Source organism: Pseudomonas sp. BGA-UO-ETr-WB11 (genome assembly GCF_059567785.1).
On sequence record NZ_JCAQOS010000003.1, the window covers coordinates 108749 to 126239 of the forward strand.

Consider the following 17491-nt stretch of genomic DNA (forward strand, 5'->3'; position numbering starts at 1 on the left):
CATCCTACGTGGCTGACCCAGCGCTCACCGCTTAGCCCTTGCCCTTGGTGCGGGTCAGGTGCGGGCCGCCGTTTTTCTCGATGTACTGGATGATCATCGAGGCCACGTCCTTGTTGGTGGTGACTTCGATGCCCTCCAGGCCCGGTGAGGAGTTCACTTCCATCACCAAGGGGCCGTGATTGGAACGCAGGATGTCGACGCCGGCCACCGACAGGCCCATGACCTTGGCGGCACGGATCGCGGTCATGCGTTCTTCCGGGGTGATTTTGATCAGGCTGGCGGTACCACCACGGTGCAGGTTGGAGCGAAATTCACCGGGCTTGGCCTGGCGTTTCATGGCTGCGATCACTTTGTCGCCGACCACGAAGCAGCGGATGTCGGCACCGCCGGCTTCCTTGATGTACTCCTGCACCATGATGTTCTGCTTGAGGCCCATAAAGGCCTCGATCACCGACTCGGCTGCCGTTTCGGTTTCGCACAGCACCACGCCGATGCCCTGGGTGCCTTCCAGCACCTTGATCACCAGCGGCGCGCCGCTGACCATGCGGATCAGGTCGGGGATGTCGTCCGGTGAGTGGGCAAAGCCGGTCACCGGCAGGCCGACGCCGCGCCGTGACAGCAATTGCAATGAGCGCAGCTTGTCGCGCGAACGGCTGATGGCCACCGATTCGTTGAGCGGGAACACGCCCATCATCTCGAATTGGCGCAGCACGGCGCAGCCGTAGAAGGTCACCGAAGCGCCGATCCGCGGGATCACCGCATCGAAGCCTTCCAGCGCCTGGCCGCGGTAGTGGATCTGCGGCTTGTGGCTGGCGATGTTCATATAGGCGCGCAGGGTGTCGATCACCACCATCTCATGTCCGCGCTCGGTGCCGGCTTCGACCAGGCGGCGGGTGGAATACAGGCGCGGGTTGCGCGACAGCACAGCGATCTTCATTGAACACCCGTAACGGTAGAGTTGGCAGCCGGGATCGCCGGCTTGTCCTGAATATATGAAAGTGCCGGATTGACCACCAGTTGCCCGTCCACCAAGGCATTGGCGCCGATCAGCAAGCGGTAGCGCATGGCTTTGCGACAGGTCAGTGTGAAGTCCACCGGCCAGCTGCGGTCACCCAGGCTCAGGGTGGTGCGAATCACATAGCGGCTCTGGGTATGGCCGTTGGAGCTTTTTATGGTTTTTAGCGTCAGCAGCGGTGCCTCGCAGTGGCGATGGCGCAGTTGCATGACGGTGCCGAGGTGGGCGGTGAAACGCACCCAGCTATGGCCGTCGCGTTCGAAGGGCTGAATATCGGTGGCATGCAGGCTTGAGGTGCTGGCGCCGGTGTCGATCTTGGCGCGCAGGCCGGCCACCCCGAGGTCGGGCAGGGCTACCCACTCGCGCAGGCCAATCACACTGAGTTGATCGAATGTTTTCAAAACGCTTTCCGCATGGCGGCCACGGCGCTTGGCTTAGCGCCAGGCCGTGGCAGGAATCTCGGCCAGGGCTTTGAACGCCGGTTTGGCAAACCAGTAACCCTGCATCAGGTAGATGCCGGCGTCCGCGAGGAAGTCGCGTTCGCCAGCGGTTTCAATGCCCTCGGCGATCACGGTAACAGCCAGATCCGCACACATTGTGACAATCCCGCGGACGATCGCCTGGCGCGCCTTGTCACGATCGATATTACGGATCAGCGCCATGTCCAGCTTGATCAGGTCGGGCTGGAAATCGGCCAGCAAATTGAGACCGGAATAGCCGGCGCCAAAGTCATCGATGGCGGTCTTGAAACCGAACTCGCGGTATTCACGGAGGATGTTGGTGAGGTGGCTGTTGTTGTCCACTTGCTCCGTTTCGATGGTTTCGAAAATCAGCCGGTCGAGGGGGAAGTTGTGGGTGCGCGCGGCTTCCAGCGTGCTGCGGATGCACAACTCCGGGCGATACACGGCATTGGGCAGGAAATTGATCGATAAATAAGAGTCCATGCCCAGCTCCTTGGCCTGAGCAATCGCGGTGGTCCGGCAGCGCTGGTCGAAACGGTAGCGGTTATCATCGTTGACCCGGCTGAGCACCGACAGCGCGCCTTCGCCGTTGCTGCCGCGAACCAGGGCCTCGTTGGCGAAGATGGACTGGTCACGCAGGTCGACAATCGGCTGGAAGGCAAAGGCGAAATCAAAATCCAGATCCTGGCCCGTCTGGCAGCCCGTGCAGGGACCGGTTGAGGTTAGGGATTGAGGGAATTTAGTCACATCGACTCCGGCGCAATACGCTTCTCAAGCTTAAGGGTTGTTCGCTAGTGTGAGCCTAGCCAGCGGCTTTGACTAATGGCGAGAGTATCTCGCCTTGCCGTTTCACTGACAGAGTAGTGCCAATGACTGCCAAGCCATCCTTGGATGACAAAATTCGCCTGGATAAATGGCTGTGGGCCGCGCGTTTTTTCAAGACCCGCGCCCTGGCCAAGGAGGCTATCGAAGGCGGTAAGGTGCATTGCCAGGGCGAGCGCTGCAAGCCCGGCAAAGAGCCGAAAGTCGGCGATGAACTGAGCATTCGCCAGGGCTTCGATGAGCGCCGAATAAAGGTTGAAGCGTTGTCAGCGGTGCGCCGTGGCGCCGCCGAGGCCCAGGCGCTGTACACCGAAACGCCTGACAGTGTGCTCAAACGTGAGAACGCCGCCGCCCTGCGCAAGGCCGGGGCCCTCGGCATGACCACCGACGGCCGGCCGAGCAAGAAACAGCGCCGGCAAATCGAGCATTTCCGCGGTGCGCAGGAGCAATAGATTTTCTAGCTGACACCGATAGACAACCGGCGCTTGGTGCCACTGCGGGTTTGCGCCTAAAATCGCCGGCCCTGACTGAACACGGCGATTGCGGCATGGCTGATTTCTCCCAGCGTTTTCTTTTTGATGACAGCGATGTGCGTGGCGAGCTGGTCGCGCTGCATGAAAGCTATCAGCACGTATTGGCCAAGCACGACTACCCGCCGGCTGTGGCTCAGTTGCTGGGCGAGCTGATGGCCGCCGCGGCCTTGCTGGTGGGCACCCTGAAGTTCGACGGTTTGCTGGTGCTGCAGGCGCGCTCCAACGGTGCTGTGCCGTTGCTGATGGTCGAGTGCTCCAGTGCCCGTGAGTTGCGTGGCATCGCCCGCTACGAAAGCGCACAGCTCGGTGAGCTGGCGACGCTGAGCGAATTGATGCCCGATGGTGTGCTGGCGATTACCGTTGAGCCCACTCAGGGCCAACGCTACCAAGGCATCGTTGATCTGGACGGCGCTGACCTGGCCGCCTGCCTGACCAACTATTTCCAGACCTCCGAGCAGTTGGCCACCCGTTTCTGGCTGCATGCCGACGGTCGGCGTGCCCGTGGCCTGCTGTTGCAGCAGTTGCCGGCTGATCGCCTGCTCGATGCCGATGAACGTCAGGAAAGTTGGTTGCACCTGCTGACCCTAGCCAACACCCTGAGCGCCGAAGAACTGTTGGCGCTGGATAACGAAACGCTACTGCACCGCCTGTATCACGAAGAGACCCTGCGCCTGTTTGAGCCCAATAACCTGAGCTTTCGCTGCAGCTGCTCGCGTGAGCGTTCTGGTAATGCCTTGGTCAGCCTTGGGCTGGAAGATGCCGAGAACCTGGTGGCCGAGCAGGGCGGCGCGGTAGTGATTGATTGCCAATTCTGCAACGAGCGTTACTCGTTCGATGCGGCTGACGTCGCACAGCTGTTCGCCGGTGGCGGCAGCCAGGCGCCAGCGGATACGCGGCACTAAAAAGCGCTCAAGCCCTCGGGCTTGCAGGCCGTTGAAAAACTACCTGCGTTGCCGATACGGCGTTAAAAACAGGCTCAGAATGCTCATTTACAGCACGTAAACTCCGCTTCTTCGCCTGTTTTTGCCTTGTCTCGGCGGCCTCGCCTACATTTTTCAACGGCCTGCTAGAGCGTAAATTGAGTGTTTTTCGCCCAAGTCGGGCTTTTCTGGCATAATCGCCGGCACTTTTTCAGCTGTAGTGTTGCTTGCTGGGCACTACAAAACGTATGGAGGACTCGGCCACTGGCCGACGGGGACCCGCATGACTCAAGCCAATACCGCCGTGTACACCGACATTAGTGCCGCACAACTGATCGAAGAAGCGATCCGGCGTGGCGAAGGTGAACTGGCCGCCAACGGTTCGCTGGTAGTGAAAACCGGTCACCGTACCGGTCGTTCCCCGGCTGACCGTTTCATCGTGCAAGAATCCACCACCGAGGCGGCCATCGCCTGGGGCGGCATCAACCGTCCGTTCCCGGCCGACAAGTTCGCCGCCCTGTGGGAACGCGTTGAGGCTTATGTGGCCGGTCGCGAAAGCTTCGTCTCCCACGTCCATGTAGGTGCCCACCCTGAGCACTACCTGGCGGTCAAGATGACCACCGAAACCGCGTGGCACAACCTGTTTGGCCGTTGCCTGTTCATCAACCCGGAACAGTTCAACCCAAGCACCAAGCGCGAGTGGCAGATCATCAACGCGCCGTTCTTCGAGTGCGTGCCAGAGCGTGACGGCACCAACTCCGATGGTTGCGTGATCATCAACTTTGTCGACAAAAAAGTGCTGTTGGCGGGCATGCAGTACGCTGGCGAAATGAAGAAAGCCATGTTCTCGGTGCAGAACTTCCTGCTGCCAGACGTTGACGTGCTGCCGATGCACTGCGCGGCTAACGTTGGCGAAGATGGCGACACCACTCTGTTCTTCGGTCTGTCGGGCACCGGCAAAACCACCCTGTCGGCCGACGAAAGCCGTTACCTGATCGGTGACGACGAGCACGGCTGGGGTGTGGGCACCGTGTTCAACATCGAAGGCGGTTGCTATGCCAAGTGCATCGACCTGTCGGCCAAGAACGAGCCCGTTATCTGGAAAGCCATTCAATTTGGCGCCGTGCTGGAAAACGTGGTGCTCAACCCGGTTACCCGTCTGCCGGATTACGCTGACGCCAGCCTGACCCAGAACAGCCGTGCCGCTTACCCGCTGGAGCTGATCGAGAAGCGCGTCGAGGCCAACCGTGCCGGCGAGCCGAATGCGGTGATCTTCCTGACCTGCGACCTGACCGGCGTATTGCCGCCTGTGTCAATCCTCAACAACGAGCAGGCGGCTTATCACTTCCTGTCCGGCTACACCGCCCTGGTCGGTTCCACCGAAATGGGTTCGGGCAGCGGCATCAAGTCGACCTTCTCCACCTGCTTCGGCGCGCCGTTCTTCCCGCGTCCGGCTGGCGAGTACGCTGAACTGCTGATCAAGCGGATCCAGGGCTTCGGCTCCAAGGTGTACCTGGTCAACACCGGCTGGACTGGCGGTGGCTACGGCGTCGGCAAGCGCTTCAACATCCCGACTACCCGTGCTGTGATCGCAGCGATCCAGAGCGGCGCGTTGATCGGTGCTGAAACCGAACACCTGCCACTGATCAACCTGGACGTGCCGAAAGCCGTACCGGGCGTAGAAACCAACCTGCTCAACCCGCGCAACACTTGGGCAGATTCGGCAGCCTACGATGCAGCAGCCAAGGAACTGGCGGCCAAGTTCATCGACAACTTCAAGAAGTTCGATGTTTCCGACGCCATCAAGAACGCCGGCCCGCAGTTGTAAGCCGTTGCGCCTTGAGTGAAAAAACCGCCTTCGGGCGGTTTTTTTGTGGGCGCGTCTATTGTCCTTGGCTGAACCTTTTTGATCATGGAGTGAGCGCTGATGTTGGCTACCCTTTCCCGCGTCTTCGGCTTCACCCAGCTGCGCCCCGGCCAGCAACGGGTGGTCGAGGCCGTGCTGGACGGCCGTTCGGCGGCGGCCATCTTTCCCACCGGTTCGGGCAAGTCGTTGTGCTACCAGTTGCCGGCGCTGCACCTGCCGCACCTGACCCTGGTGGTGTCGCCACTGCTGGCGCTGATGCAGGACCAACTGGCGTTCCTGCATGCCCGCGGCATCAGCGCCGCCAGCATCGACTCGGCGCAGAGCCGCGAGCAGGCCGCCGAAACGATGGCCAAGGCTAAATCCGGCGAGCTGAAGATTCTGATGATTTCGGTCGAGCGCTTGAAGAACGAGCGCTTTCGCAACTTCATCAGCCAGGTGCCGATCTCCCTGCTGGTGGTCGATGAGGCCCACTGTATCTCCGAGTGGGGCCACAACTTCCGTCCCGACTACCTCAAACTGCCTGACTACCAGCACCAGTTCGCTATCCCGCAGGTGCTGCTGCTCACCGCCACGGCCACCCCGCCGGTGATTGCCGATATGCAGAAGAAGTTTGCGATTGCCGCAGACGACGTGGTCACCACTGGCTTCTACCGCGCCAATCTCAATCTGCTGGTGGAGCCGGTGGCCGGGCGTGACAAGCAGCGGCGGTTGGTCGAGTGGCTGGGCGCCAAGGCCGGTGAGCCGAGCATCGTCTACGTCACTCAGCAGAAGACCGCCGAGCAGGTGGCGGCGCAGCTCAGCCAGCGTGGCATCGCCGCCAGCGCCTACCACGCCGGTATGCCGCATGAGGCACGCGAGGCGATTCAGCGCCAGTTCATGGCCGGGGCAATCAACTGCATCGTCGCCACCATCGCCTTCGGCATGGGCATCGATAAAGCCGACATTCGCAACGTGGTGCACTTCGACCTGCCCAAATCCATCGAGAACTACAGCCAGGAAATCGGCCGCGCCGGCCGCGATGGTCAACCTTCTGATTGCCTGGTGTTGGCCAACCGCGACAGCCTCAACGTGCTGGAGAATTTCGTCTACGGCGATACGCCAGAGCTGGCCGGTATCCGTTGCGTGCTGGATGAGCTGCGTGGCGCAGGCGAAGGCGGCGAATGGGAGTTGATGCTCAATCAGCTTTCCGAGCAGAGCAATATTCGTCAGTTGCCGTTGAAAACCTTGCTGGTGCAGCTGGAACTGCGCGGCATCATTGCCCCGCGCTATGCCTACTTCGCCGAATACCGTTTCAAGTACCTGATCGAGCCCGAAGCGTTGCTGGATAAGTTCGAGGGTGAGCGCCGCCAGTTTGTCGCAGCCATCGTCGCCACCTCGGCGCGGGCGCGGACCTGGTGCACGGTGGATTTCGACAGCCTCTACAGCCAGCATCAGGCCGAGCGCGGTCGGGTGGTCAAGGCTCTGGACTGGTTTCAAGAGCGCGGCTGGATTGAGCTGGAAAGCAAGCAGATGACTGAGGTCTATGCCGTGCTCGACGCGCGCTTCGATTCCGCCGCCCTGAGCGCCGAGCTGCATGGCTATTTCCAGCAGCAGGAAGCAAGCGAGATCGCCCGTATCCACGCCATGCTCGACCTGTTCGCCACCGAGCAATGCCTGAGCCAGCGCCTGGCCGCATATTTTGGCGATGCCCAGGCGCCGCAGCGCTGTGGGCATTGCTCGGTGTGCCATGGTCAGATCGCCCGATTGCCCGCGCCGCCCACCTTGGCGCCATTGAGCGAGCACAGCCTGAATGCCCTCTGTGAGGTGTTCAGCCAGCGGCACCTGGAATTCAACGGACTGGCGCCGAGTGCCGAATGCCTGACCCGCTTCCTCTGCGGTATCAGCGTGCCGCTGCTGAGCAAGCTCAAGGCGCGCGGTATGCCCGGCTTTGCAGCGCTGGAAAACTATCCCTACGCCGCCGTGCGCGCCTGGGTGCAGGAGCAGTCTGCGGTCGGTTGAGGTCGGCTGGCCAGCTATGTTCCGGTTGTGCGCAGGGCTTTTGTGGGTGCCGATGTATCCGTGCAATTCGCGGCGCAAGCGTCCTACGGCGTGAGGGTAGCCCGGATGAAATCCGGGGCGCATTCGGCCTCCAGTGCCCCGGATTTCATCCGGGCTACAAAAAGCCATTTGCTTGACTTAAGGGGTCGGTGTTGCGTGCAGTCATCGGCTCGCTCGATGATTTCGATCAGCAATCGCGGATGGTTTTGCCTGCGCCTGCCACCTACCATTAAGGCCAATTACTTCCCGCGATCCGGAGCCAGCATGCATATCGAAGAAGCCATCAGCACTCGCCGCGCCATCAAGGGTTTCGACCCGGCCTTTGCCCTAAGCCGCGAGCAGAAAGACGAACTGCTGCAACTGGCACTGTTCGCCCCTTCGGCATTCAACCTGCAACACGTGCGCTTTGTTGAGGTCAGCGATCCGGCCCTGCGCGCGCAGATCCGTGAGGCGGCCTGGGGTCAGGCGCAAGTGACCGATGCTTCGATGCTGGTGGTGGTGTGTGCCCAGCTCGACAGCTGGAGTGCAAATGTTGGCCGCGTCTGGGAAGGCGCTGCGGCCGAGGTGCAGAGCTATATGGCTGGCGCCATCGACAACTACTACCGCGACAAGCCCCAGGTGCAGCGTGACGAGGTGATGCGCAGCAGCGGCCTGATGGCTCAGACCTTGATGCTCGCCGCCCGTGGCAAAGGCCTGGACTCTTGCCCGATGGACGGCTTCGATTTCGACGCCGTGGGCAAGCTGATCAACCTGCCGGACAACCATGTCATCGCCCTGATGGTGGCCGTGGGTAAGAAGGTGGTTGATGCCAAGCCACGCATCGGCAAGTTGCCCGTCAGTGAAGTGATTATTCGCGACCGCTTCTAGGCGCGCCGCAGGTCAGGCGGGCAAGCCGCCTGGCTAGTGAACGAGAACGCCTACCCAGGCCGCCAGCAGTGATATCAGCACCACGGCGGTTAGGGGTTTGCGCAGCGCGGTGTACCAGCGGGGTGCCAACTGCAGTTTGACCGCGTGCACATCGGCCAGGTACAGGCCGATAAAGCCGCTGATCAGCAAAGCCAGCGCCAACAGCGCGGGCAGGCCACTGCTGATCGCCAACCATCCCAACAAGGCGGGCAACACCGACAGCCCTAGCTGCCGGTGCGCGGCATCGTCTTGGCGCTCGCGGGCCATGGCCAGGCCCCAGTGAATTGCCCCCATAAAGGCCAGAATCACGGCGGCGTAGTGCAACAGCGCCGTCAACACATCCGTGCGCCAGGCTGACGGGGTGATCCAGATACCGATGGCGCCACTGATAAACGGGATCAGCCCGGCATAGCCGAGCAGGATGGCCAGGCGCGGTGGTTGTGCGGCATTGAATGGGTGCATGGCGAGACTCCAGAGCGGCTGTTTACTTAGGTTAACAGGGCTTGCGCAGGCTATGCGCCCTTGAGTGCGAGTCAGCCACGGCTGGCGCCAGTGGTCACGGCAACGATGCCGGCCAGGCCATAGACGCCGATGGTCATCACCACGGCGATCAGGGCCAGCATGCTGAGCTGTTTTATAAAGGGTTCGCCGGCCACGTGGCCGTGAGAGACGTGCTTATCCGAGACTGCTTTAAGGTTGCTGGTCTGACAGGTGTCGCTGGACGGCTGTCGGTTAAATCTTGAAGCGTTCCAGGGTGGCCTGGCTTTTGGCGGCCAGCTCGCTGAGCTCGCCACCGAGGCGTGCCGACTCTGCGGCGCTATTGGCCGAGTGCTGAGACAGGGCACTGACCTCATTGAGGTCGTTGGAAATATCCCCCGCGACTTTGGACTGTGAGCGGGCCGCCGCTACGATCGAGTGATTGCGCCCCGTGATATTGCTGACAACCTGGCGTATGGAGGCGAGCGCCTGGCCGGCATGCTGGCTGATCTCTACTGCCCCGCTGACGCGGCCCTGACCGTCTTGCATGACGCTGCAGGCCTGCTTGGCGCCGAGTTGCAGCTTGTCGATCATGTGCTTGATGGTTTCGGTCGATTGCTGCGTTTTGTTGGCCAGTGCCCGCACTTCGTCGGCCACCACGGCGAATCCTCTTCCCGCCTCGCCCGCGCGGGCCGCCTCAATTGCAGCATTCAGGGCGAGCAGGTTGGTTTGTTCGGCAATGCCTTGGATCACGTCGACGATGGAACCGATGCTTTGCGAGTCTTTTTCGACTTGAGCAATGACCGTGTTTGCTTGGTCGACAGCGTCGGACAGGGCGCGAATGCTGGTCACGGCAATATCGACGGTTCGTTGTCCTTCTTGCGATGTGGCGTCGGCAGCCTCGGCTGCGGTGTCGGCCTCGCCCGCATTGGTGGCGACGTCGTTGATGGATACCGACATCTGCATCACGGCTGTGGCAATTTGCTCAAGGCGTTGGCGCTGCTGCTGAATGGCGTCATTGGCTTGGTCGGAAACTCGTTTTGAGCTGCTGACGATGTGAGTCAACGCGCCGGTTTGTTCGGCAAGGTTTTTGACTACGTTATGGACCTTGTCGATGAACGCGTTGACGGCCTGCGTCAGTGCTTGCAGCTCATCTTGGCGCTGGTAGCGAATTCGTTGCGTCAGATCGCCTTCACCCATTGCCATGTTCTCGGCGATTTTGACGATTCCAGCAATGGGTTTGACGACCAGCAGCCTTACCAGCAGTACCACCATGGCAATCATTACCAGCACCACCAGGCTGGAAATCAGCACGCTGACCTGGATGCTGTGCTGAATGGTTTCCTGAATGGGCCGCATGCTCCAGGCCACGCCTAGGGCGCCGATGTAGGTCGCGGGTTGGCCGCTCATCACAGGCAATAGGGTCAGCAGATGGTCATTGGTCTGCACGGACCACGGCTGCCCCTTTTCCAATTGCTGGCGTGAGGCCTCAAGGTGTTTGCGCAGGTCCACGGCATGGTCACGGCCACTGTCGTGACTGACCAAGGAGCCGTTTTTTTGCTCAAAGACCGTTAACACTTCAATTGCCGAGCCTTTCTGTGCCAGCAATGCATTCACCTCCAGTTGGATATTGTCGAGCTTGCGAAAGCGCAGGGGCGCGGCAATGCGATCAGCGACCAGCTTGGAAATGATCAGGTTGTTGAGGCTGTTTTCGCGCAGCATGCCATCGCGGAAGCTCTGCACGCAGACCAGCGTGACCACTGCGAGACCTATCGCCACCAGGCTGCCGACGGCGACAGCCATCTTGCGGTTTATGGTCCAGTTTCGCGGGTTAAAGCGTGTGCTCAGGCCCTGCATGGTCAAGCTCCTTGGCGTCAGCCCGCTATTCGAGGTCGCGCGATGCTGCATGCGCGGAGGGGATTACAGCGCCTCGACGTTGATGCCAATGGTGATGGCGCCGATCACTGCTCCGGAGGCAGGGTCGACGATTGGCAGGCTAAGTTGCGACTGAAATGCCTGGGTGGATTCGTCCTGCTCGACATCCCCCAAATGGATCGCGTTAGCGCCCGCGGAGAAGGTCTTCAGCCATTTGTCCTCATCGCCTTGCCAGTAATCGGAGGTGATAGCGCTTTGCCCGGCGTTGAGGCCTTTGCTGTCCATCACGAAAATTTCCGCGTACAGCCCGTTACTGGCGGCTTGTTTCTGTTTGAGATAGGCCGATAGGGGGTTGCCCAACACCTTCTGGATCAAGGGCTGCTCAGCGGCAGTCGTTTCTGCACGCCACTGTTTGTCCAGGGTGTCGATATCTGCCTGGGTCAGATTGCCGTGCGCAGTGTTTTGGGCTTTGAGCGAGTCAATGATGATGGCGTCGCCTAACCACGCCTTGGCCGCTTCAGCCTGGGCTTGTAGCGGTGCTGCAAATTCGTTGGCGAAAACCGGTGTGGTGAAGAGGCAGGCGGCAGTAACTGCGAGCAAGGCGAGTTTGCGCATGGATCAATACTCCATTGATATGACGTCTGCCGCCCTTCGAAGCGGCTTCGAGTAGGTAGTCCGAATATCGGCCAAGTAACGTGGTTGAGCGTAGCCGAGCTTTGGGGCTCGGCCAGCACTCACGGCGGGTTACCTACTCTTGAACATCATCCATACACGTTGAGCGCCGCTGACCAGTGCCAGCACCAGCGCACCGGCAACGATGCCGGCCAGGCCATTGAGCAGTGGCGCAGTGAGCACGCTCAGCACGCTGCCGAGGGCGGGCAGGCTGGCAGCGCTGGCGGCCAGTTGCTCAATCAGGTGGTGGGCGGCCGGGATGCCGTGGGTGAGGATGCCGCCGCCTACCATGAACATTGCCGCGGTGCCGATCACTGACAGGCTTTTCATCAGCCAGGGGGCGGCGCTGAGCAACAGGTTGCCGACGCCGCGCAGCAGGCTGGAGGTCTTGCGGCTGAGATAGAGCCCGGCGTCGTCGAGCTTGACGATGCCGGCCACCAGGCCATAGACGCCGATGGTCATCACCACGGCGATCAGGGCCAACACGCTCAGCTGTTTGATAAAGGGTTCGCCGGCCACGGTGCCGAGGGTGATGACGATAATTTCCGCCGAGAGGATAAAGTCGGTGCGGATGGCGCCGGCAATCTTGTCCTTCTCGAAGGCCAGCAGGTCTACCTGAGGATCGCTTAGGGCCTGGCGCAGTTCCTCGTGCTCGGCGGCACTGTCATGCAGGTATTTGTGTGCGAGTTTCTCGAAACCCTCGAAGCACAAAAACGCGCCGCCGAGCATCAGAAGTGGGATCACCGCCCAGGGCGCAAAAGTGCCGATCAGCAGGGCCGCCGGCACCAGAATCAGTTTGTTTTTGAACGAGCCCTTGGCCACCGCCCAAACCACCGGCAGCTCACGGTCGGCACTCACGCCGGCGACCTGCTGGGCGTTGAGGGCCAGGTCGTCGCCCAGTACGCCGGCCGTCTTCTTGGCCGCCACCTTGCTCATCAGGGCTACATCGTCGAGGACGCTGGCGATATCGTCGATCAGGGTAAACAGGCTACTTCCGGCCATGGGTATTTCCTGGGTGTGTGGGCTATGCCGCGTAACCGGGCACACGGTAGGGCGATTAGAAGGCATTGCCGCTAATGGGTAAAGCTGCATGCCGGGGAGCTAATTGACTTTGGTCAAGAGGCGTCGTCCGCACGCGGGATTAAGCTGCGAGATCAGTCATGTTTGCTGGCCCGCGGTCCGTCGGCACTGACGGTCAACGACCTCGCTTTGACTAGCCCTTAACCAAGCGTCGGGCTCACGCAAGGAACACTCATATGAACGTCAAGCTGACAACGGCAGTGCGTATGTTCCTCGGTTTCAGCATTGCGCCCCTTGGGTTGCTGTTGCTGGCGCTATACGGATTAAGCAATCTGGCTACCCTACGCGATCAGGCCACCAGCATCGTCAGTCAGGACTGGCCGAAGGTCGAGCCGATCATGCAGATCGCCACGGGCGTGCGCGACAACGCGCGCAACACCCGGGATCTGTTGCTGAACAAGGATGATGTCCAGGCCCGTGAAGCGGTACAGGTGACTAAGCAGCGCATCACTCAGGCCATGGACACCCTCGGGCCGTTGCTTTATCAGCCTAAGGGCCAAGCACTGTTTCGTCAGCTCAAGGCGCACCGTGAGGCTTATGTAGCGGCCTTCAGCGCCGTACTGGCGCTGGTCGAGCTGGGTCAGGTGGGACAGGCCAGCGAGCTGTTACAGACGCAGGTGGTGCCCGCTGAGCTGCAGGTCTACGACAGCCTGAATGGTCTGATGGCGTTGCAGTCCGAGGTATTTGCCCAGCGTGGTACCACGGCGGTGGTGATCTACACCAATGTGCGCGCCACCATGATCGGTATTCTTCTAGTGTGTCTGGCGTTGGTGGTGGCTGCGGCACTGATCGTCACCCGCAGTGTGACTCGGCCGCTGGGTGGCGAGCCACTGACTGCCGCGCAGATCGTCCGGCAGATTGCCAAGGGTGATCTGACTGGCCAGGTGCCGGTGCGCAGTGGCGATACCGACAGCCTGATGGCCGACATGCAGGGCATGCAGCAAAGCCTGAGTCAGATCGTTAAGCAGATTTCCCATTCCGTCGATCAGGTGGCGTCTTCTTCGGAGGAGTTAAGTGCTGTAAGCAGTGAAACCACGGCCAACCTGCAACGTCAGAGCGAGGAAATTGAACAGGCTGCCACAGCGGTTAACCAGATGACGGCGGCGGTGGATGATGTGGCGCGCAATGCGGTGAGCACTTCCGAAGCCTCGCGGCAATCCGAACAAGCCGCCCAGCGCGGGCGCGTGCAAGTGCTGAAAACCGTGGAGTCGATCGGTGCCCTGGCCAGTGGTGTCACCGACACCTCGCAATGCATCGAGCACCTGGCGGGCCGTGTGCACGAGATCAGTCGGGTGCTGGAAGTGATCCGTGCGATTGCCGATCAGACCAACCTGCTGGCCCTCAACGCGGCCATCGAAGCGGCGCGAGCTGGCGATGCCGGACGGGGTTTTGCCGTGGTGGCCGACGAGGTGCGGGCCTTGGCCCATCGCACCCAGCAGTCCACCGAAGAGATCGAACAGATGATCGGCGGTATTCGCCATGACACCGACGAGGCGGTCACGGCCATGCACAGCAGTAACAGCCTGGCCAGTGCGACGCTGGATGTGGCGCGTTCAGCGGGTGAAGCGCTGGAGGAAATCACCCTGTCGATCTCGCAGATCAACGAGCGCAACCTGATGATCGCCAGCGCTTCGGAGCAGCAGGCGCAGGTGGCCCGTGAGGTGGACCGCAACCTGATCGGCATTCGCGACCTGTCTCAGCAGGTGCTGGACGGCGCGCGGCATACCGATATTGCCGGGCAGGAGCTATCACGTATGGCCGCGGCCCTGAATGGCTCGGTGGCGCGTTTCTCTTTGGCCAGCTAAGGCGCGATGGGCAATCGCGGTGAATAAAAAAGGCGTGCCAGTGGCACGCCTTTTTTGTCGGCCACAGTGCCTAGAGGTTGTCGTCTGGCGCTTCGAGGCGGCTCAGACGCTCTTCCAGGGCAGCGATGCGCGCCTCCAGTTGCTCGTAGCGGCTGTCCTGGGTTTGGCTGTCGTGGCGTTCGGCTGGCCTGGCACTGAGTGCAGCTTGCAGGTCATCCGGGTTGCCGAGTAGGTGCATATAGCGATCTTCGCGCTGCCCGGCCTGACGCGGTAGCAGGCATGCCAGGTCGCGGCTGATCAGGCGTTCGAGTTGATGTTGCAGGTCGGCCACATCGTCGAAGTCGTGCATGCGCTGGCTGCGGGTCAGCAGTTCGTTAAGCGTCTGCGGGCCGCGCAGCAGCAACAGGCCGAGGAGGATGACCTGGGCGTGCACCAGCTCCAGCTGTTTTTCCGTGCGTTGCTCCCAGCGGTCGGCGCGGCTGCCCATCACTAGGCGCGACAGGCCGCGGCCTTCGAGGCTGCGCAAGGCGTGGCCGACCTCGCCAGGGCTGAGGTTGAGTACTGGCTCGCGGCTGGTCTTCTGGTTGCAGGCCAAGACCACGGCATTGAGGGTCAGTGGGTAGGTTTCCGGGGTGGTGGCCTGTTTCTCGATCAGGCAGCCCAACACGCGTGCTTCGATGCTGGTCAGCGGCTCGGCAGCCAATGGATTCTGGCTGGGCAGGGACTCGGGCAGGTCGCTCATGACGGGGCTCTCAAAGGCAAAGGACAGGCGCTAGCCTAGCCTGAGTGCGCCGCTGTGGACACCGCTAATAGTGGCTGAATGGACGTGGGTGGATGGGTGTGCGGTGCACTGTCAGTGCATGCGTTGGCGGCAGACCCACATAAGAAAACCGCCCGTAGGCGGTTTTTTGTGCGTGTCTGCGGGGCAGATCAGGCGCGGGTGTCAACGTACGGTTCGGGTTTAACCGGTTCAGCGGGTGGCCGTTGCTGGCCTGGGTTGTCGCGTATGTCCGGCAGATCTGTACCGGTGGCGTTGTCACGCAGTTGCAGTGCGGCTGACGTAGGTCCAGAGGTGCTGTCAACCTTGCCCTCGCTGGCAACAGCCAGGTAAGTGTCGATCTGCTTTTGCTGGCTATTGGCACTGTAAATTTGTGTGGCATACGTACGGCGATCAGTCTGGGTTTGTTCCCGGCTGGCTTGGTTCTCTGTGACTCGATCACTGGCACGGTCGACGGCGCGGTTGACCTGCTCCGGGCTGGCCGGGGCTTCAGGTGCCTGCGCCGCTTGCCCGGCTTTTTTGATGATCTGGGTCGAGATCGGCAAGCTGCTGGTGGATCCGGCTACCTGCATACGACTCCTCCTTTGCAGTGCGGTTAAGCCAATCCTAGATGGATATGCGGGCGTTGGTTATACGCATTGGCGATAGCTGTTTCAGGCTTAGACAGGAGTGATTTTAGGGTGCTGTTGGGCTGGCGTCCGGAGTTGAAAACACAAAGCCCGGCACAGTGGCCGGGCTTTGTCGGTAGCGCCGCGTGCTTAGTCGCGGTGCTTTTTGTGCTTCTTGTGTTTGTGCTCGCCGTAGTGATTGCCGTTGTCGTGATGACGGCGATAGTCATCATCATCGTCGTCACGGCTGCGGCTATTGTCGCCGTATTCGTTGCCCAGGGCACCGCCCGCCGCGCCGCCAACACCGGCACCGATTATGCCGCCAGTGGAACCGCCGACCTTGCTGCCGATCACCTGGCCGCCCGCTGCGCCGATGCCGCCGCCGATGGCTGCTTCTGTGCGATTGCGCTTGTCGGCGCCGACGGCACTGCCCGCCGCGCCACCGACGCCAGCGCCGATCACAGCACCGGTGCTACCGCCGATTTGCTCACCGACCACGGTGCCGAGTACGCCGCCGAGGGCACCGCCAACGGCGCTTTCGGTGTTGTTGCCGGCCATGGCCAGACTGGCGGTCAGGCTGAGGGGAAGGAGGAAAAAAGCAAACTTCATGACATGACTCTCGCGGGTGGACGTGGCGCGAATGCTCGGCGCTCCAGGGGCGGACTGCAAGCCCGTTCATCTGGGTGTGTTAGGCCTGTCACGGCCTTTAATTCTGTGCGCGCAGTACGGGAACTCGCAGGCTCGGCGGGAGTCGCGTCAGCGTTGCAGCCACAGGTGGGTGTCGGGCGCGGGTAGGCCGGGCGGGTTGGGGTAGTCGAGTGGGATCAGGGTGCGTTGTTCCAGCCCGGCTTGTTTAGCCAGTTGGCCGAAGTGGCGCGAAAACAGCGCGTGCAGGCTGCCGTCGGCCTGAATCATCGCCAGCCCTTGTTCGAAGCGGCGCTTGAGCAGCGGGTCGTTGCGGTTGAAGGTGAAGTACACCGGTAGGTGATAGACCAGCGCCAAGTGCGGTTCGACCATCAGTTCGGCGCCGGCGATGGGGTCTTCATCCAGCTCACGCCAGGCCTCGTGCAGACCGCGGTGGTAGTAGTCGAAGCGGCGCTTGCCGAGCATTGCCAGCAGGTTGTCGGGGTTGGCCTGGCCTTCCACCGGCAACTGGTTGCGGGCGAACAGGCTGAAGTCGCTCCACTGGCTGCCGAAGCCGCCGCGCAGTTGGCGCAGGTCGTCCAGGGTGTTGACCTGGGCAAAGCGTTCGACGTCGGTTTTGCGAACCAGCAGCACGCGGTAACCGAGCATGCCGTTGTGCAGGTCGAAGGGGATCACTGCGAAGTCGCGCAGGCGCTCGACACTGGGCGGCACAAAGGCCAGGTCGACCTGGCCTTCGCGAAGCATGTTCAGGCAACGCTCTTGTGTCGGGTCGGGCAGGGTGCTGGGGTGGATGTGGGCTTTCCCATACTGGGCGGCGGTGCGCGCCAGGATCAGCTCTGCCAACTCAATGCGGTAGGCATATTTTTGCACGGCATGCTGACAGACTCGTACGCCGTGGTCGGCCTGGCTCGTGGCGCTGAGCAGGCTGCCGACCAACAGCAGGGCAAGGGTGAGGCAGTAACCGCGCATTCAGTAACTCGCCAAAAGGAG

17 protein-coding genes and 2 pseudogenes are annotated in these 17491 nt (G+C 61.4%); 7 read left to right on the forward strand and 12 right to left on the reverse strand.

Annotated features, from left to right (window positions below; genetic code table 11):
- Positions 1-31 precede the first annotated feature (31 nt).
- Genes rimK through rimA form a run of 3 tightly spaced genes read right to left on the reverse strand, consistent with a single transcriptional unit; the run spans position 32 to position 2223 of the window.
- Positions 32-937, reverse strand: coding sequence for a 30S ribosomal protein S6--L-glutamate ligase (gene rimK / locus AC56DI_RS01955; protein ID WP_496344708.1), 906 nt, complete (start codon positions 935-937; stop codon positions 32-34).
- On the reverse strand, positions 934-1416 hold the full coding sequence (gene rimB / locus AC56DI_RS01960) for a retropepsin-like aspartic endopeptidase RimB (protein WP_324519234.1): 483 nt from the start codon (positions 1414-1416) through the stop codon (positions 934-936). Before rimB ends, rimK begins: the two co-directional genes overlap by 4 nt.
- 33 nt (positions 1417-1449) lie before the next feature.
- Positions 1450-2223 (reverse strand): S6 modification regulatory phosphodiesterase RimA, encoded by a 774-nt coding sequence (gene rimA / locus AC56DI_RS01965; RefSeq protein ID WP_496344709.1) that lies wholly within the window; start codon positions 2221-2223, stop codon positions 1450-1452.
- A 122-nt stretch (positions 2224-2345) separates the two neighbouring features.
- On the opposite strand from rimA, the gene AC56DI_RS01970 reads away from it, so the two are divergent.
- The 5 genes from AC56DI_RS01970 to AC56DI_RS01990 all read left to right on the forward strand — a co-directional run bounded on the left by AC56DI_RS01970 (position 2346) and on the right by AC56DI_RS01990 (position 8522).
- Positions 2346-2750, forward strand: a complete 405-nt coding sequence (locus AC56DI_RS01970) for an RNA-binding S4 domain-containing protein (protein WP_324519236.1) — start codon at positions 2346-2348, stop codon at positions 2748-2750.
- Positions 2751-2845: 95 nt separating this feature from the next.
- Positions 2846-3733 (forward strand): Hsp33 family molecular chaperone HslO, encoded by an 888-nt coding sequence (gene hslO, locus AC56DI_RS01975; RefSeq protein WP_496344710.1) that lies wholly within the window; start codon positions 2846-2848, stop codon positions 3731-3733.
- 301 nt (positions 3734-4034) lie between these two features.
- A complete protein-coding gene (locus tag AC56DI_RS01980) occupies positions 4035-5579 on the forward strand; it encodes a phosphoenolpyruvate carboxykinase (protein WP_324519238.1) in 1545 nt (514 codons plus the stop codon).
- 99 nt (positions 5580-5678) lie between these two features.
- On the forward strand, positions 5679-7616 hold the full coding sequence (locus AC56DI_RS01985; RefSeq protein WP_496344711.1) for a RecQ family ATP-dependent DNA helicase: 1938 nt from the start codon (positions 5679-5681) through the stop codon (positions 7614-7616).
- 303 nt (positions 7617-7919) lie between these two features.
- Positions 7920-8522: a nitroreductase family protein gene (locus AC56DI_RS01990; RefSeq protein ID WP_496344712.1), complete on the forward strand. Its 603-nt coding sequence runs from the start codon at positions 7920-7922 to the stop codon at positions 8520-8522.
- Positions 8523-8555: 33 nt separating this feature from the next.
- Here the strand turns inward: AC56DI_RS01990 and AC56DI_RS01995 are convergent, their stop codons facing one another.
- From AC56DI_RS01995 to AC56DI_RS02015, 5 genes and pseudogenes are all read right to left on the reverse strand, one after another.
- On the reverse strand, positions 8556-9023 hold the full coding sequence (locus AC56DI_RS01995; RefSeq protein WP_496344713.1) for a DUF3429 domain-containing protein: 468 nt from the start codon (positions 9021-9023) through the stop codon (positions 8556-8558).
- A 270-nt stretch (positions 9024-9293) separates the two neighbouring features.
- Positions 9294-10004, reverse strand: coding sequence for a methyl-accepting chemotaxis protein (locus AC56DI_RS02000; RefSeq protein ID WP_496344901.1), 711 nt, complete (start codon positions 10002-10004; stop codon positions 9294-9296).
- Between the two features lie 147 nt (positions 10005-10151).
- Positions 10152-10946, reverse strand: a pseudogene (locus tag AC56DI_RS02005) (HAMP domain-containing protein); the annotation flags it as partial.
- A gap of 12 nt (positions 10947-10958) precedes the next feature.
- Positions 10959-11528 (reverse strand): hypothetical protein, encoded by a 570-nt coding sequence (locus tag AC56DI_RS02010; RefSeq protein ID WP_496344714.1) that lies wholly within the window; start codon positions 11526-11528, stop codon positions 10959-10961.
- Positions 11529-11657: 129 nt separating this feature from the next.
- Positions 11658-12587 (reverse strand): DUF808 domain-containing protein, encoded by a 930-nt coding sequence (locus tag AC56DI_RS02015; protein WP_496344715.1) that lies wholly within the window; start codon positions 12585-12587, stop codon positions 11658-11660.
- Between the two features lie 254 nt (positions 12588-12841).
- On the opposite strand from AC56DI_RS02015, the pseudogene AC56DI_RS02020 reads away from it, so the two are divergent.
- Positions 12842-13336, forward strand: a pseudogene (locus tag AC56DI_RS02020) (MCP four helix bundle domain-containing protein); the annotation flags it as partial.
- A 423-nt stretch (positions 13337-13759) separates the two neighbouring features.
- Entirely contained in the window at positions 13760-14470 is a 711-nt protein-coding gene (locus AC56DI_RS02025) for a methyl-accepting chemotaxis protein (RefSeq protein ID WP_496344902.1), read from the forward strand.
- Between the two features lie 70 nt (positions 14471-14540).
- Here AC56DI_RS02025 and AC56DI_RS02030 read toward each other — a convergent pair whose 3' ends face one another.
- From AC56DI_RS02030 to AC56DI_RS02045, 4 genes are all read right to left on the reverse strand, one after another.
- A complete protein-coding gene (locus tag AC56DI_RS02030) occupies positions 14541-15212 on the reverse strand; it encodes a YceH family protein (protein ID WP_496344716.1) in 672 nt (223 codons plus the stop codon).
- Positions 15213-15400: 188 nt separating this feature from the next.
- Positions 15401-15820, reverse strand: a complete 420-nt coding sequence (locus AC56DI_RS02035; protein ID WP_496344717.1) for a hypothetical protein — start codon at positions 15818-15820, stop codon at positions 15401-15403.
- 186 nt (positions 15821-16006) lie between these two features.
- Positions 16007-16465: a YMGG-like glycine zipper-containing protein gene (locus tag AC56DI_RS02040; RefSeq protein WP_496344718.1), complete on the reverse strand. Its 459-nt coding sequence runs from the start codon at positions 16463-16465 to the stop codon at positions 16007-16009.
- Positions 16466-16612: 147 nt separating this feature from the next.
- Entirely contained in the window at positions 16613-17470 is an 858-nt protein-coding gene (locus AC56DI_RS02045; protein ID WP_496344719.1) for a substrate-binding periplasmic protein, read from the reverse strand.
- Between the last annotated feature and the right edge of the window lie 21 nt (positions 17471-17491).